The organism is Pseudomonas sp. YJ42 (assembly GCF_047225135.1).
In the GTDB taxonomy this organism is placed as follows: Bacteria; Pseudomonadota; Gammaproteobacteria; order Pseudomonadales; family Pseudomonadaceae; genus Stutzerimonas; species Stutzerimonas stutzeri_E.
The window spans coordinates 3,908,329-3,924,361 of the sequence record NZ_CP178378.1 but is presented as its reverse complement, the minus strand read 5'-3'; the positions used below and the strand labels follow the sequence as shown (position 1 = coordinate 3,924,361).

Here is a 16,033-nt window from a genome sequence, read left to right as displayed (position 1 = left end):
CGGCGGGTGACTATGTCAGCCGGGCGAGCTCAGAAAGCAGCCAGGCCAGTGCCAGGCTGCTGAAGCCGAAGCCATAGAAAAAAGAATCGATGCGCTGGGTTCGCGCTGCCCCGATCGGCCTGGCGGTCGATGGGCTGACGCTGGCGAGCGGCGCGGAATTGGCCGCGAGCTGCTGACGCCAACGTGTCGCCAGCAACAACCAGCCACCGCTGAGCGCGATCAGTAACGCCATCGAATTGAGCACGGTGGCGAGGCTGGATAGCCCCGAAAAGTCGATATTCAGTAACAACCGAACCTCCACGAACACAAAAAATGCTGGCCCGGTATCGAGTGCCAATGCGGCTGCGGAGTCTACCGAAGCGCAACCGCCGGTTCAGCCATTTCCGACAAAGCGAAACGCAACCGACAGATGGCAATTTGCCGGGTATTTGCGCCATTTATGCAGATAGGCCCCGTCTCGATTGTTGACTTATAGTCCTCCTCAGCTCCACCCTCATCTCGTCTCGGACAACCGGAATAGAGCGTGCGCCTGAATTGAGCAAGCAGGCGGGACTGCCACGGAGTCGAGCGAACGGCAACTTGTAAGTCGCTGCGTCCCTGACGCCACTTACCGGACCACAAGGTCCGCCACTACGTTGTGGAGGTCGCTACCTGCGAACGCCGCGCTTACGGTACCCCTCGCAGGGAATCAGTTACCCAAGATCAACAGGACTAACAATGAATAAGAACATGTTAAAGACGGGGGCCCTCACAGTCTCTTTGCTGGCCAGCGCCCTGCTGGCAAGTGGAGCCATGGCGGAGGTATCCGAATCCGAGGCCGCCAAGCTGGGTGACAGCCTGACGCCCACCGGAGCAGAGAAAGCCGGCAACGCCGCTGGCACTATTCCGGCCTGGACGGGAGGTTTGCCACAGGATGCCGCAGCCGTCAGCGCCGATGGCTTCGTCGGCGATCCGTACCCGAACGACAAGCCGAAGTTCACCATCACGGCGCAAAACGTCGAGCAATACAAAAACAACCTGAGCCCTGGCCAGATCGCCATGCTCAAGCGCTACCCCGACACCTATCGCCTGCCTGTTTTCGAAACCCACCGTAGCGCTGCAGTACCGCAACGAATCTACGACGCGGCGAAGAAGAACGCGACCCATACCAAACTGGTCCGCGGCGGCAACGGCCTGGAAGGCTTCGATACCGCAATCGCCTTCCCGATCCCTCAGAATGGCCTGGAAGTGGCCTGGAACCATATCACCCGTTACCGTGGCGGCTCGGCCCGTCGCGTGGTGGCGCAGGCTACGCCTCAGGTGAATGGCAGCTACAACCTGGTCAAGTTCGTCGACGAAGTGGTCTATACCGACACCTTGCGCGACTACAACCCAGAGAAGCACGGCAACGTCCTCTTCTACTTCAAGCAGCAAGTCACCGAGCCGTCGCGACTGGCCGGCAACGTCCTGCTGGTGCACGAGACCCTGGACCAGGTGAAAGAACCCCGCATGGCCTGGATCTATAACGCCGGCCAGCGCCGTGTGCGTCGTGCCCCACAGGTTGCCTATGACGGTCCCGGCACCGCGGCCGATGGCCTGCGTACCGCCGACAACCTGGACATGTTCAACGGTGCACCGGACCGCTACGACTGGAAACTGGTGGGCAAGAAGGAGATGTACATCCCCTACAACTCCTACCGCCTGGACTCACCGAAGCTAAAATATGACGACATCATCCAGGCTGGCCACATCAATCAGGACCTGACCCGCTACGAGCTACACCGCGTGTGGGAAGTCGAAGCGACATTGAAGAACGGCGAGCGGCACATCTACGCCAAGCGCCACTTCTTCATCGACGAGGATACCTGGCAGGCCGCAGTGATCGACCACTACGACGGCCGTAACACCCTATGGCGCGTCGCCGAGGCTCATGCACAATATTTCTTCAATGTGCAGGTACCGCTGTATTCGATGGAAACCCTGTATGACCTGGTTTCCGGTCGCTATCTGGTGATGGGCATGAAGAACGAGGAGAAGAATCCGTACGTTTACAACTACGAAGCCAACTCCAATCAGTACACCCCGGCTGCGCTGCGCAATTCCGGCGTGCGCTGACCCGAGCACTTGCCCGCTCATAAAAAAACGCCCCGAGCAGTGCGCTGTCGGGGCGTTTTTTTTGCGCTCGACCTTTGGCTCGCTATGGCAACTGAGCACCCGTGACGGCAAGGCTTGGCTCCCAAGCATTGCATCTTCGAAGCCTTTCACAGAGTGCGTCGAAACAAAAAACCCGCATCGAGATGCGGGTTTGCGTTACCGAGGCATGACCAGTCGTTGCTGATTACTGAGCCAATACCTGGCCGATGCTCTGGTCGCGGAAAGCGCGGCTCAACGCATCGCTCAATACTTCACTGACCAACTTGGTGTTGGTCTGCTCGTTCGGGGCCATACCGAAACGCTGGTTCAGCGAGGCGCCATAACGGCCGGTATAACGACGGCCACCGTTCTGCACTTCGACCCGGAAGGTTGCGCCGATGGTTGCCTCGGTCACATAGAGCCCTTCCTTCGGCGACTGGTACTTCAGCTCGGCCAACGTCAGGGTCAACTGAGGGGCGTTATAGGCATTGGGCGACGGTGTGAAGCCGAGCAGGCGTACGGCCGCTTCGGTCTCTGCCTGAAGCTTGGGTATGACCTTCTCCTTCGGCACGATCACAGCGCTGGTTTCCGGATACAGGCCGCCACGGGTGCCCAGCGTCGCGGAGGGGCGACCGTCCACGACCCGTACCGATACCGGCTGCCCCTGCCCGACAGGATTGATGGTGCCAGTGAGCTTAGGGGTCGGGTCGAGCTGCTGCGGACTATGTGCGCAACCTGCCAGAGCCAGGGCCGACGCGGCGGCAAGACTGAACAACAGGCGTTTCAGCATGCTGTCTTTCTCCAGATGAGGGATGAATGCCGCGAAGTATAACCAGCCTTGCAATCGCCTGACAGCGGATGCGCTAAAGACCCGCCCGGGCCCGATAAGGCTGCGGTCATCGAACGGTAACGTCAGGGTGCGATAAAGCGCCGAAGCCCCCAGGAAGCCGCTTCATGACCTTGCTGACCGCACTATTCAGGCGTCCGATACGGCGCCATTACGCCCTGCTCGACGATGAGCAGCGCTGCCGCATGCTGTTGACGTCCACCCAGCGCCCCCAAGGCGAACGCTGGATAGAAGTCATGGAAATACACCTTGGATGGATCGGCCAGGCATTGCCGCAGGTGGCGCTTCGGCACGGCGCATAAAAAAGCCGCGCGGCCCGTTAAGGGCGGCGCGGCTTCAGGTACAACCGAAAGCCGTGCTTAGTCGGCCAGGCCCAGACGCTTGTCGACCACGGCGGCCACTTCGCGATACGCCACCGCGTCTGTTTCCAGGACCTTTTCGCGGGCCGGGAAGATTTCGCCAAGCTTGCGGCTCCAGGCTTCGCTTTTCGCCTGCTCCGGGAAGCATCGCTCGATCAGATCGAGCATGATCGATACGGTGACCGAAGCACCCGGGGACGCCCCTAGCAGGGCGGCGATGGAGCCGTCCCGCGCCGCCACCAGCTCTGTGCCAAATTGCAGAATGCCGCCCTTCTTCGGGTCTTTCTTGATGATCTGCACGCGCTGACCCGCCACCTCCAGACGCCAGTCTTCGGCTTTGGCTTCGGGGTAGAAGCCACGCAGCGTTTCCAGACGATCCTCCATGGACTGTCTGACCTCTTTGATCAGGTAGCGAGTCAGGTCCATGTTGTCGCGCGCGACAGCCAGCATCGGCTTGAGGTTGCTCGGACGGATCGATAATGGCAGGTCGAGCGGCGATCCATGCTTGAGGAACTTGGTGGTGAAGCCGGCATAGGGCCCGAACAGCAGGGACGTCTTGCCGTCAACGACGCGTGTGTCCAAATGCGGAACGGACATCGGCGGTGCGCCCACAGCCGCCAGGCTGTAGACCTTGGCCTGGTGTTGCTTGACGATTTCCGGGTTGTCGCAGCGCAGCCACTGGCCGCTGACCGGAAAGCCGCCGTAGCCTTTGCCTTCTTCGATATCGGACATCTGCAGCAGCGGCAGCGCCCCGCCACCCGCGCCCAGGAAGACAAAGCCGGCATCGAGTTCACGGCTGCTGCCGTCGCGCGTGTTCTTGATTTCCACGCGCCAGCCCTTGCCGTTGCGCTCGAGGCCGGTGACCTTCTGGAAATAGGACATTTTCACGCCCGGCTTGACCGCGAGATATTCGAGCATCTGCCGAGTCAGTTCACCGAAGTTGACGTCAGTGCCGTTCAGCGCACGGGTGGCGGCAATCGGCTCGTCGACCGGGCGGCCCGGCATCATCAACGGCATCCACTCTTCCATAGTGGCACGGTCTTCGGTGTAGACCATGTTTTCGAAGGCATGATGGGTTTTCAACGCGTCGAAGCGACGCTTCAGGAAATCGATGTTCTTGCTGCCGCGAACGAAGCTCAGATGCGGCACGACGTTGAGGAAGTCGCGGGGGCTGCCGAAGCCTTCACGACCCGTCAGGTAGGCCCAGAACTGCTTGGAAACCTCGAACTGGGTATTGATGGTGACAGCTTTCTTGATATCGATCGGGCCGCCAGTGTCCGGCGTGTAGTTCAACTCACACAGCCCGGCGTGGCCAGTGCCAGCGTTGTTCCAGGGATTCGAACTTTCGACGGCCCCGGACTCCTGCAGTTCGACGATTTCCAGCTTGATGTCGGGATCGAGTTCCTTGAGCAGTACTGCCAGAGTCGCACTCATGATACCGGCTCCCACCAGTACCAAATCCACGGCTTCGCTATCGTGTTGCGTCATTAACGCGTTCTCCAGAATCACAGCATTAAACTGTCACGACCGCAGTACGCGATCGTGTAGAACCACCAGCCAGGCGGCTAGAAACGGAGTAGGTTTCCATACCGCTGCTCGGGCTTGTGCCCGAAGACAGTCACCGCTGGGTGCCTGTCCGCTGTCGGGAGAACGGCTTTTGGCCTCCTCCCTCTCGCTCCGAGGCTTCCCGGAGCGGGGCGATAGGCCTGGGCTCTACGGGACGCATGCAGCGAGAAAATCGATTGCGGCTGTCGGTTGCGCAGCCAGTCCGACGGGTATTGCGCCTCGACAGGCGCTCCGCCAGTGAAATGAAATCAGCCGCGAGCGGCCTCGATCAGCTCGATATAGGGCTCGGCCTGGCGCTGGTCAGCAATCAGCGCAACGAAATCACGCCCTTTGGCATCTTTCGCATTCAGGTCGTATCCGGCTTCGACAAAGAATCCGAGAAAACGCTCGAAATCATCGACGCGCAGTCCTCGATAGGCCTTGATCAGCTTGTGCAGCGAGGGCGGTGTTTCGTCAGCCGGCTCCGGCTCCAGAAACAAACGGATCGATTCGTCGCTGATCTCTTCGCCGATCACCTGTTTCTTGTCTTTACGCATGGTTTCTCCGGTTCGACGAGCCTTACGGGGGCGGCAGTTTACTCCGCGCAACGGTCGCACTCAACGCGCCAGCGTGCGTTGCGACCAAGGTCGTACTCGAATATCGTCGATTTATCGAGCTTGTTGCGTCGCTGCAGACGCACCTTCGAGCGCTGTGCTTATACTCGCGCTTTGCCCACAAGGAGTGTCTGGCATGAACCTTCCGCCCCTCTTCGCTGCCTGGCGTCAGGCCCTGCGCGCGGGCTACGGCACCAACGCATTGCGCGGTGACATCATTGCCGGGCTGACCGTGGGCATCATCGCCATCCCGCTGGCGATGGCACTGGCGATCGCGGTGGGTGTTGCCCCGCAGCATGGTCTGTATACCGTGCTGATCGCCGCGCCGTTGATTGCGCTGACGGGAGGCTCCCGGTTCAACGTGTCCGGCCCAACGGCCGCGTTCGTGGTCATTCTGCTGCCGATCACCCAGCAGTTCGGCCTTGGCGGACTGCTGCTCTGCACCATGCTCGCCGGGCTGATCCTGATTGCGCTCGGATTGCTGCGCGCTGGCAAGTTGATTGCCTTCGTACCCTATCCGGTGACCCTGGGTTTCACCGCGGGCATCGGCATCGTCATCGCGACGTTGCAACTCAAGGATGTGTTCGGGCTGACCATTACCGAACCACCTCAGCACTACGTGGAGCAACTGACCCAACTGGCTCGCGCGCTGCCCAGCGCACAGCCGGGTGATGCACTGGTGGCGGTGCTCTGCCTGGCGGTATTGATCATATGGCCGCGTCTGGTGCCGAAGGTACCCGGCCACCTGGTGGCACTGGTCGTCGGCGCGCTGGCCGGCATGGCACTGGAATCGTCCGGTCTGGCCGTGGCCACGCTGGGCGAACGCTTCAGCTACATGGGCGATGGCGTCTCCCATCCCGGCATACCGCCGTTTCTTCCCGATTTCGCTTGGCCCTGGCTGTTGCCGGGCCCGGACGGGCAACCGCTGATGCTGAGTTTCGAGTTGTTCCGTCAGTTGCTGGCACCTGCGTTCGCCATTGCCATGCTGGGCGCTATCGAGTCGTTGCTCTGCGCCGTAGTGGCCGACGGTATGACTGGCAGCAGCCATGACCCGAACGCCGAGTTACTGGGTCAGGGCATCGGTAATTTGATCGCGCCGCTGTTCGGCGGCATCACTGCCACCGCAGCCATCGCCCGCAGTGCCACCAATGTGCGCGCAGGTGCCTTCTCACCGCTGGCGGCGATCGTTCATGCGGGCGTGGTGCTGGTCGCCATCCTCTGGCTGGCGCCCTTGTTCAGCTATCTGCCGATGGCGGCCCTGGCGGCGTTGCTGCTCATGGTGGCCTGGAACATGAGCGAGGCACCGCATGTGCTCAAGACCCTGCGCATCGCACCTCGTAGCGACGTACTGGTGCTGCTGACGTGCCTGATCCTGACGGTGCTGTTCGACATGGTGCTGGCGGTTGGCGTCGGCCTGCTGCTGGCCGCGGGTCTGTTTATCAAGCGCATGAGCGAGCTGACCGATACCACTAGCCTGCGATCCGCCCAGAACCAGCTGCTGCAGGATCTGCCCGAGCACGTCGCCGCCTATGCGATTCGCGGTCCGTTGTTCTTCGGTGCTGCGGAGAAGGCGTTGAGCGTGCTGCGACGCTTCAACCCGGAAGTGAAGATCGTCATCGTCGATATCAGTGGCGTGCCAACGCTGGACATGACCGCTCTGGCAGCGCTGGAAAACGTTCTGCTGGACTACCGAAAACAGGATATCGCGCTGATACTCTGTGGCAGCAATGCCCGGATAAGACTCAAGCTGCGCCGCGCCGGCATCCACCTGCTCGAAGGACAGCTGTACTACGTGCGCGATCTCACCCAGGCCCGGGCGAAGGCCTTGCGCCTGCTATTAGCAAGCGCACCGACCGCCGCCGCGAGCTGATTCGCCCCGGGCCGGACCAGAGCGGGCGCGCTATCGCCCACGAAGCGCAGTCCGACCCGGAGGCCTTAACCGGCGTGCTTCTGCAGGTTGGCCATCATTTCCTTCAGCGCTTCCATGTTGTCAGCCGGGTGCGCGGCATTCTCGAAATCGCAGATCTGCTGCCAGCTGGCTGCGACGTCTTCGGCATCGAAGCCGACCTTCGGGTCGAAACCAGCCCCCAGGCTGCGCTCCCAGCGCACCTTGCCCATCCAGCCGCCGCCCACTTCGAACAGCCCGGAGGTTTCCTGGCACTGTTCGCTGGCGAGGAAGACCACCAACGGGCTGACCAGCTCGGGCTTGAGCTGCTCGAAGACCTGCGGCGGGATCAGCCCTTCAGTCATGCGCGTGCCGCCAGTGGGGGCGATGGCATTGACCAGAATGTTGTTCTTGCGTCCTTCCAGCGCCAGAGTGCGGGTCAGCCCGTAGAGGCCGAGCTTGGCCATGCCGTAGTTGGACTGGCCGAAGTTGCCGTAGATACCTGACGTCGATGCGGTGAAGATCACCCGGCCATAACCCTGCTCACGCATGTGCGGCCAGGCGGCGCGGGTTACCTTGTAGGCGCCCTCGACGTGCACGCGGTAGACCAGATCCCAGTCGGCGTCTTCCATCTTGTGGAAGGTCTTGTCGCGCAGGATGCCAGCGTTGTTCACCACCACATCGATGCGGCCGAAGCTGTCCAGCGCCTGTTGGACGATCTTGCCGCCGTCGGTCACCGAGTCATGGTTGGCCACCGCGGTGCCGCCGGCCTGACGGATTTCCTCGACGACGCGATCGGCAGCCGAGGCGTTGGCACCCTCGCCTTGGGCGCTGCCACCCAGATCATTGACCACCACCTTGGCCCCGTGACGGGCGAACAGCAGCGCATGGGCGCGGCCGAGACCACCACCGGCGCCGGTCACCACGACCACCTTGTCTTCGAAGCGAATGGCTTCACTCATCGGATATCCTCCAGCGGTTTTTGATTGGATGTGTTGTATGGGATCAGGCGAGTGTCAGTCAGGCCAAACCTGCCCACAATCAAAACCGCCACGAATGAATGCCGCGGCATAAGGCGTCGGGATGATGTCGAGTCCGGCGTCAGCGCCGCTGTCAGCCCAGCGCCGCGCGGGGGCACTTAGGACTGACACGCTGCTCGACCTGCCTGCTCGAGGCATGCAGCGAAGCCGATCGATGGGTAATTGAGGAGGTCGCTTCGCAAGATGCTAATTGATCAATTTTCGACCACCCCACTACAAACCAGACACGCAGCAGGCTAGCGCCTGGTTTCCCCACGTTATCCACAGAGCGCCCCACAGTAACGCTGGATAACAAAACGGCGCAATCCGACTGCGAGCTTCTAGCCGCAGTAACGCAAAAGAACCTTCTTAACAAGCACTTAGGACATCGCATAGCCGTTGGTCATTTCTTGATCAGCGCCAGCAATGCCAGCACCCACGCCTACTTGAGCAAAACACGAAGAGCTTATCCACAGAAGTTTGCACAGCCTTCGGGGATAAGTTTGCCCGTTACGCTATCGGAGCGATGCGAAAAAGCTACAAGGCTGGGCGCCAAGGAGCGACTAGGCTTGTTTTCAACAACCAAGGAGCGTCCCCATGCCCAGCCTCGAGATGATCCAGACCCTATTTGCCAACTATGCCTTGGGAATCAGCGGCGCCTGCATCGGCGAGCCTTACTGACGCTTGGCCCTGGAGGAAGCCGGCGTTACGCTGCCAGCCGTCCCACTGACGGAGTGAATCATGTCCCTGCAATCGATTTGCGTATTCTGCGGCGCCAGCACCGGCGCCAACCCCATCTATCGTGAAGCGGCCATCGCAATGGGCCAGACGCTGGCGGCGAACGGCATCCGGCTGATCTACGGAGGCGGCGCGGTTGGTCTGATGGGCGTGGTAGCCGATGCCACGATGGCTGCTGGCGGCGAAGTGATCGGCATCATCCCGCAAAGTCTGAAAGATTCTGAAATCGGCCACACCGGGCTGACGCGACTGGAAGTCGTTAACGGCATGCACGCGCGCAAGGCCCGCATGGCTGAACTGTCCGATGCCTTCATTGCGCTGCCGGGCGGCCTAGGCACCCTGGAGGAACTGTTCGAAGTATGGACCTGGGGGCAACTGGGCTATCACAGCAAGCCCCTCGGTCTGCTGGATATCAACCAGTTCTATAGCAAGCTCAGCCACTTCCTGGACCACCTCGTCGAAGAAGGTTTCGTGAAGCCGCGGTACCGCGACATGCTGCAGCGCAGCGAATCACCTCTAACCCTGTTGCAGCTGTTGGGCGATTGGCAGCCCAGCGCCGACAGCCGTTGGCACAACGTTTCGGCGGTTTGATTCCAAGAGTCTCCGCCGCCGGGACCGCCCTCGGCGGCTGTATGAAAAACGAACAGTTTTTTCCAGCCCAACGGGCGTGGCGCCTCCGGGACCTTTACCTGCACTTATCCACAACACTCTCCACAGTAAACGGGGATAACTGTAAGCGTGGTGCTCTGGTCTGAATAAAAATTCTTGAATATCAATGTTTAAGAGCTTGTGCATGAGACGACACTGTGCCTTGAAGCAAGCTCCTCGACAACTGATCAAAGCATGACCAGACACGCAAAGCGCTAGTGCCACATGGCCTCCGACGGTAAGCTCATAGGTTATCCACAGAACGCTGCACAGATACTCGGGATAAGTACAGCCTATGCCTGAACGAACTCCCCTCGCTCTGCCCGCTCCAACGTGCAGGCTCGATACTCTTTTTTAAACGTTGAGGAACAACCCATGTGCGTCCGACCCGTTCAGGCAGTCCAGCCCGCCCCCCTGTCGATAGCCGCGAGATGACCGCTTTTCTTGGACTGGTGCTGGTGGCTTTCGTCTGCTTCGCGCTGGTCTTCTATATCAAGCAGCGGCAATTCAACCACCCCGCGCTACGGATGCCCTACCAACTGAAGCGCCCCTTCCTGCAACCGAGCGAACAGGAATTGCTGGCATTGCTGCAGCAAGCGGCAGGCGCGGATTACCTCATCCTGGCCAAGGTACGGCTCGCCGAGGTAGCCGAGGTGACAGCGATTCCCCGACGCGCGCCCTGGTACCAGGCTGTCAACCGGATCTCGGCGGCGTGCTTCGACTTTCTTCTGTGCGACCGGGATACGCTGGAGCCTCGCTGCGCCATCGAGATGGAACAAGCATCCGAAACCAACGCCTTCCTCGATGAGCTTTGTCAGACGATCGGCCTGCCATTGGTGCGCCTGACGCCGGAAACGGCACGCTCCTATGGCGAAGTGCGCACCGCGATAGATCGGGCAACCGTCCCCCCTGCATGACGGCATCGGAGCCCTCATCGGTATCGAGCGGCTTTCACTCGACAGAATGGAATCCGGCGGCGGATCATTTGTCACACGCCCGCATCACTACCCCAAGCCGCCTCACCGTTCGATCGGCCCGTTCGAGGTACGAACAACCAGAACGCCCGCCAGACCTTGGATTTCTGGCACTTTCCCGGCTACACGGACGGCGCGACCCAGCCAGGCACCCAGGCCTGGGGCTGCCCGTGAACGACGAACCGGAGACACTCCTAAACGTGAAATCGACATGCTGCTGAAATCCCGGCTTTACTTCCTTTTCGACCTGGCCTCGCGCCTGATCCGCCGGTACCCCGGCACCATCGCACTGTTCGGCTTCTGCTCGGGCGTCGCCAGTTTCGTGCTGGTCGATCGCCAAGCCGGCTTGGCCAAGGTCATCGCCGCGGTGATGCTGGTCAGTTGGCTCTGGCTGATGCTGGAGAACAGCTTGCGTCAAGGCCTGGAACGCCGATTCGGCTGGAAGGTGCCGCGCCCGCTGTTGCGTTACGTCACGCAGATGGTGCATCAGGAAAGCCTGTTCTTCATCATTCCGTTCTTCTTCATCACGACTACTTGGAACAGCGGCCAGTCCGTTTTCACGGTGATCCTGGGGCTCGCGGCGCTGATTTCGCTGGTCGACCCGCTGTACTACAAGTGGCTGGCGCCGCGCCGCTGGATCTACCTGGGATTCCATGCCCTGACGCTGTTCGCGGTCCTGCTGACGGCGCTGCCCATCATCTTTCACCTGTCCACTCGGCAGAGTTATCTCTGTTCGCTGGTCATTGCCGTGCTGTTGGCTCTGCCCAGCCTGAGGGATTTGTTTCCCGACTGGAACTGGAAGAGCCTGGTCGCGGTACCGCTACTGGCGCTCGCCGTCGGGTTTGGCGGGTGGATGGGGCGCACCTGGGTGCCGCCAGCGACGCTGTGGCTCACCGACGTCGCGGTAACCATGAGCATGGACGATGCCTCGCGCAAACCGGGTAACCGTCTTCGCCAGCTGTCCAGCCGTGAGCTGCACGAAAATGGCCTGTACGCCTTTACCGCGATCAATGCGCCGCGTGGGCTGAAGGAGCGCATCTTCCACGAATGGGAACATGACGGTCGACAGGTCGAGCGCATTCCCCTGGAGATAAGCGGAGGCCGTGACGCGGGCTACCGGGCCTGGACTCACAAGCGCAACTTCCCTGCGAAGGCAGCAGGCCGCTGGCGCGTGCGAGTCCTGACCGAAGCCGGACAGATGATCGGCATGCTGCGCTTCGAGATCACAGAGTGAACCGCCGTGCGCGCCGCAACTCGAAATTCAGACAGCCGTTATCGTGTAGCTAGCCGGGGGCGTTCATGGAATGGTGGGAAATACTCAGCCGCACCGTTGCATCGGAATTCTCTGACATTCCCGACCTCGAGCACGGGGTTCGGGTATCGATAAGACTGTTGTTGGCCGCGATACTGGGTGGCGTGCTCGGCTACGAACGGGAGTCCAAGGGTAAGGCCGCCGGCCTGCGGACCCATATGCTGGTCGCCCTGGGCGCGGCCCTGTTCGTGCTGGTGCCGCTAGAGGGCGGTATGCCGCTCGAAGATCTGTCGCGCGTGATGCAGGGCATCATTACCGGGATTGGCTTTCTCGGTGCGGGCACTATTCTCAAGGGCAGCTCCCAGCGGGACGTCAAAGGCCTGACCACTGCGGCCGGAATCTGGCTGACCGCCGCCATTGGGGTGGCCGCCGGATTGGGCCATGAAGCCACGGCCGTGCTTACAACGTGCCTCGCCATGATGATCTTTCTGCTAATGCCACGACTGGAACAGCGCACCGCCAGAAAAGCCCGGCACGATGAAAAGAAAGGCCGCGATCGCGATCAGGCCCCCTGATTGGGCGCGACGCATCATTGTTCAGCCATCAGCAGGAGTCGCACATGCAGCGCCGCTATGCCTATCTGTTCAGCACTACCCTGATGCTAAGCCTCGTTGGGTGCGGCGATACCGCGAAAGTGCCCGTGGAGTTGGGTTACGGGCCAGACCCATCACTCCCTGAACCCAACAAGTCACTGCTGCCAACCGTCAACATCGCCAAGGCGACCGGCTGGCCTGACGAAGCAAAGCCGCAAGCCGCCGCTGGCCTGCGCGTCGAAGCATTCGCGCAGGACCTCGACCATCCACGCTGGCTTTATGTGCTGCCCAATGGCGACGTACTGGTGGCCGAAAGTGACGCCCCGCCCAAGCCGGAGGACGGCAAGGGCATTCGTGGCTGGATCACGGAGAAGGTCATGGCCCGCGCCGGATCAGGCGGCCAGAGCGCCAACCGCATCACCCTGCTGCGTGATAAGGATGGCGACGGCACACCGGAACAGCGCACGGTCTTCCTCGAAGAACTGAACTCCCCGTTCGGCATGGCGCTGGTCGGAGACCAGCTGTATGTCGCCAATACCGATGCCCTGGTGCGCTTCCCTTATGAGCAGGACACCACCCGCATCGACGGTGCCGGCGAAAAGGTCGTCGACCTGCCAGCCGGGCCGATCAATCATCACTGGACCAAGAACGTGATCGCTAGCCAGGATGGCTCACGCCTGTACGTAACCAGCGGCTCGAACAGCAACGTCGCCGAAAACGGCATGGAAGCCGAGGAAAATCGTGCAGCGATCCTAGAGGTCGATCCACAGAACAAGACCCTGCGGCTGTTCGCTTCGGGGCTGCGCAACCCCAACGGCCTGGCCTGGCAACCGGACAGCGGTGAGCTCTGGACAACGGTCAACGAACGCGACGAGATCGGCAGCGATCTGGTCCCCGATTACATGACTTCAGTAAAAGATGGCGGGTTCTACGGCTGGCCTTACAGCTACTACGGCCAGCACGTCGACGAGCGTGTCAAACCGCAGCGGCCGGATCTGGTGGCCAAAGCCCTGGTGCCGGACTACGCCCTCGGCGCCCATACCGCCTCGCTGGGTTTGGCCTTCTATGAAGGCTCGCTGCTGCCGGAGCGTTACCGCAACGGTGCCTTCATCGGCCAGCACGGCTCCTGGAATCGCAAACCCCGCAGTGGCTACAAGGTGGTCTTCGTGCCGTTCAAGAATGGCCAGCCGAACGGTGAAGCCGAAGACATTCTGACCGGCTTCGTCAATGACGAAGAAGAGGCCATGGGCCGTCCGGTGGGCGTGGCCATCGACAAGACCGGCGCGGTGCTGGTAGCGGATGACGTCGGCGACAGTATCTGGCGAGTGACGCCCAGCGGCGATTGAGCAGGGGTGCGGTCGGCTGGTCTGGCTGACCGCATCGATTCACGCTAACGGGGCTCACAGCATCACAGGTAACCCGTGCGCCAGGCGAATCTCCTCTGGCGACAGCTCGACCCCATACGCCAGCAACTCGACACCAGCCTCCTTGGCATCACGCAGCGCCTCCGCATACAGCGGATCGATTTCACTGGCCGGTCGCACCGCCTCGACCCCGGACAAATTCACGCAGTACAGCTGCACCGCCCGGACCCCGTTGCGGGCCAGTGCCGCCAGTTCGCGCAGATGGCGTGCGCCTCGCGTCGTCACCGCATCGGGAAAGGCCGCCACGGCCGTGTCGCCAAAGCCGAGGGTCACGCTTTTCACTTCGACAAATGCCGGGCCACCGGCGAAATCCAGACGAAAGTCCACTCGACTGTTTTCCACGCCATAGGCCACCTCGCGCTTCAGCGCCGTGAAGCCGGCCAGTTCGCCGATCACACCGCCTAGCAGCGCCTCCTCGACCAGGCGATTGGCACGTGCGGTATTGACACAGGCCAGCCGGCCCTGTGGCGTTTCCACCAGCTCCCAGGTTCCCGGCAGCTTGCGTTTTGGATCGCTGTTGCGCTGAAACCAGACCCGTGCACCTTCACCCATGCAATTGAGCATCGAGCCGGTATTGGGGCAATGAATGCACAGGTGTTCGCCGGCATCGGTGACGATATCGGCCAAGAAGCGCTTGTAACGTCGCACCAGCCGGCCCTGTTCCAAGGGCGTTGCGAAGCGCATCAGCCAGCCCAGCTCTGCAGGCCACGGGCGATGCGCTCGACCGCTTGCTCCAACTGCGGCAGATCCTGGGTATAGGCGAACCGCACATGATGCCCGGCCTGATGGCGGCCGAAATCGAGCCCCGGCGTGATGGCCACGAACTGGGTCTCCAGCATGTGCTGGCAGAAGGCGTAGGCGTCGCCGCCGAACGCACGGATATCGGCGTAAAGATAGAAAGCGCCTTCAGGCTCCACGGCGATGCCGAATCCCAGTTCGCGCAGGGCCGGCAAGAGGAAATCGCGGCGACGACCGAACTCGGCCCGGCGCGCCTCGAGTATGTCCAGCGTGGCCGGATCGAAGCAGGCCAACGCCGCGTGCTGGGCCATGGTCGGCGCGCTGATGTAGAGGTTCTGCGCCAGCTTCTCCAGCTCCGGCACGGCCTCCGGCGGCGCCACCAGCCAACCGAGACGCCAGCCGGTCATGCCGAAATATTTGGAGAAGCTGTTGAGCACGAAGGCCTCGTCATCCACCTCCAGCACGCTGGCCGCATCGGTTCCGTAGGTAAGCCCGTGGTAGATCTCGTCCACCACCAGATGCCCACCGCGCGCTCTCAGGGCGGCGGACAGCCCTGCCAGCTCGTCGCGATCGAGCAGCGTGCCGGTAGGGTTGGCCGGAGAGGCGACCAGCGCACCCACGCTGTCCCTGTCCCAATGGCGCTCGACCAGATCGGGCGTCAGCTGGTAGCGCACGTCGGCGCCCACCGGCACCAGCTGTGCCGCGCCTTCGATCAGGCGCAGGAAATGCCGATTGCAGGGATAGCCAGGGTCGGCCAGCAGCCAGTGCTTACCGGGATCGACCAGCAGGCTGCTGGCGAGCAACAAAGCGCCCGAACCGCCGGGAGTAATCAGCACGCGTTCGGGGTCAATAGACAGTTGATAGCGCTGAGCATAGAAACCGGCAATCGCCTCGCGTAGCTGCGGCAGCCCCCGGGCGGCTGTATAGCGCGTATGGCCGGCCACCAGGGCAGCCTGACCGGCCGCGACGATGGGGGCAGCGGTGGTGAAGTCCGGCTCGCCGATTTCCAGGTGGATGACATCACGGCCCAGCGCCTGCAGCTCGTTGGCTCGCGCCAGCAGCGCCATGACATGAAAGGGTTCGATTGCACGGCTACGCGCGCTATATGACGAGGTCATCTGACCTTCCTGATGAGTACAAAACGTGAATTCTACCGAAGGTCCCTCTGACACCGCAGCCACCGTGATATTCGGGAGTAGCGCACCCCGATACGATCTGGTAAGTTCGCCCGCTTGCAGCCGCAGGGCCGGCACGGGCCGGCAGAGGGATTTCACTATCCTGCGCA

General features: G+C 61.6%; 15 protein-coding genes. 8 read left to right on the top strand and 7 right to left on the bottom strand.

Going from position 1 to position 16,033, the window contains the following annotated elements; translation table 11 throughout:
• Positions 1–10: 10 nt before the first annotated feature.
• Complete coding sequence (locus ACL0K2_RS18040) at positions 11–289, bottom strand: hypothetical protein (RefSeq protein ID WP_230623569.1); 279 nt, start codon at positions 287–289, stop codon at positions 11–13.
• A gap of 440 nt (positions 290–729) precedes the next feature.
• Here ACL0K2_RS18040 and ACL0K2_RS18035 point away from each other — a divergent pair, with 440 nt between their 5' ends.
• The gene (locus ACL0K2_RS18035; RefSeq protein ID WP_413044490.1) at positions 730–2,094 is read left to right on the top strand and encodes a DUF1329 domain-containing protein; all 1,365 of its coding nucleotides are present in this window, start codon (positions 730–732) and stop codon (positions 2,092–2,094) included.
• A 223-nt stretch (positions 2,095–2,317) separates the two neighbouring features.
• Here the strand turns inward: ACL0K2_RS18035 and ACL0K2_RS18030 are convergent, their stop codons facing one another.
• Positions 2,318–2,902 carry a YajG family lipoprotein gene (locus ACL0K2_RS18030; RefSeq protein WP_045160888.1) on the bottom strand — a complete coding sequence of 195 codons (585 nt, stop codon included), beginning with the start codon at positions 2,900–2,902 and terminating at the stop codon, positions 2,318–2,320.
• 164 nt (positions 2,903–3,066) lie between these two features.
• On the opposite strand from ACL0K2_RS18030, the gene ACL0K2_RS18025 reads away from it, so the two are divergent.
• On the top strand, positions 3,067–3,261 hold the full coding sequence (locus ACL0K2_RS18025; RefSeq protein ID WP_239610878.1) for a hypothetical protein: 195 nt from the start codon (positions 3,067–3,069) through the stop codon (positions 3,259–3,261).
• A 57-nt stretch (positions 3,262–3,318) separates the two neighbouring features.
• Here the strand turns inward: ACL0K2_RS18025 and mqo are convergent, their stop codons facing one another.
• Together mqo and ACL0K2_RS18015 are read right to left on the bottom strand one after the other, a co-directional pair.
• On the bottom strand, positions 3,319–4,806 hold the full coding sequence (gene mqo, locus ACL0K2_RS18020) for a malate dehydrogenase (quinone) (RefSeq protein WP_045160886.1): 1,488 nt from the start codon (positions 4,804–4,806) through the stop codon (positions 3,319–3,321).
• Positions 4,807–5,132: 326 nt separating this feature from the next.
• Positions 5,133–5,420 (bottom strand): PA4642 family protein, encoded by a 288-nt coding sequence (locus ACL0K2_RS18015; RefSeq protein ID WP_045160885.1) that lies wholly within the window; start codon positions 5,418–5,420, stop codon positions 5,133–5,135.
• Between the two features lie 193 nt (positions 5,421–5,613).
• Between ACL0K2_RS18015 and dauA the strand changes: the two genes are divergently transcribed.
• Positions 5,614–7,347, top strand: coding sequence for a C4-dicarboxylic acid transporter DauA (gene dauA, locus ACL0K2_RS18010; protein WP_239610880.1), 1,734 nt, complete (start codon positions 5,614–5,616; stop codon positions 7,345–7,347).
• A gap of 65 nt (positions 7,348–7,412) precedes the next feature.
• On the opposite strand, the gene ACL0K2_RS18005 is transcribed toward dauA, so the two are convergent.
• A complete protein-coding gene (locus ACL0K2_RS18005) occupies positions 7,413–8,324 on the bottom strand; it encodes an SDR family oxidoreductase (RefSeq protein WP_045160883.1) in 912 nt (303 codons plus the stop codon).
• A gap of 798 nt (positions 8,325–9,122) precedes the next feature.
• Here ACL0K2_RS18005 and ACL0K2_RS18000 point away from each other — a divergent pair.
• The 5 genes from ACL0K2_RS18000 to ACL0K2_RS17980 all read left to right on the top strand — a co-directional run bounded on the left by ACL0K2_RS18000 (position 9,123) and on the right by ACL0K2_RS17980 (position 13,932).
• Positions 9,123–9,710, top strand: coding sequence for a TIGR00730 family Rossman fold protein (locus tag ACL0K2_RS18000; RefSeq protein WP_413043161.1), 588 nt, complete (start codon positions 9,123–9,125; stop codon positions 9,708–9,710).
• 488 nt (positions 9,711–10,198) lie between these two features.
• Positions 10,199–10,684, top strand: coding sequence for a DUF2726 domain-containing protein (locus tag ACL0K2_RS17995; RefSeq protein WP_239610884.1), 486 nt, complete (start codon positions 10,199–10,201; stop codon positions 10,682–10,684).
• Between the two features lie 268 nt (positions 10,685–10,952).
• Positions 10,953–11,975, top strand: a complete 1,023-nt coding sequence (locus ACL0K2_RS17990) for a DUF5924 family protein (RefSeq protein WP_413043160.1) — start codon at positions 10,953–10,955, stop codon at positions 11,973–11,975.
• A 65-nt stretch (positions 11,976–12,040) separates the two neighbouring features.
• Positions 12,041–12,568: an MgtC/SapB family protein gene (locus ACL0K2_RS17985; protein ID WP_045160879.1), complete on the top strand. Its 528-nt coding sequence runs from the start codon at positions 12,041–12,043 to the stop codon at positions 12,566–12,568.
• Positions 12,569–12,612: 44 nt separating this feature from the next.
• Entirely contained in the window at positions 12,613–13,932 is a 1,320-nt protein-coding gene (locus tag ACL0K2_RS17980; RefSeq protein WP_239610888.1) for a PQQ-dependent sugar dehydrogenase, read from the top strand.
• Between the two features lie 54 nt (positions 13,933–13,986).
• Here the strand turns inward: ACL0K2_RS17980 and sfsA are convergent, their stop codons facing one another.
• Together sfsA and ACL0K2_RS17970 are read right to left on the bottom strand one after the other, a co-directional pair.
• Positions 13,987–14,694, bottom strand: a complete 708-nt coding sequence (sfsA, locus tag ACL0K2_RS17975) for a DNA/RNA nuclease SfsA (protein WP_045160877.1) — start codon at positions 14,692–14,694, stop codon at positions 13,987–13,989.
• A complete protein-coding gene (locus tag ACL0K2_RS17970) occupies positions 14,694–15,866 on the bottom strand; it encodes a pyridoxal phosphate-dependent aminotransferase (RefSeq protein ID WP_413043159.1) in 1,173 nt (390 codons plus the stop codon). Before ACL0K2_RS17970 ends, sfsA begins: the two co-directional genes overlap by 1 nt.
• Positions 15,867–16,033: the final 167 nt, after the last annotated feature.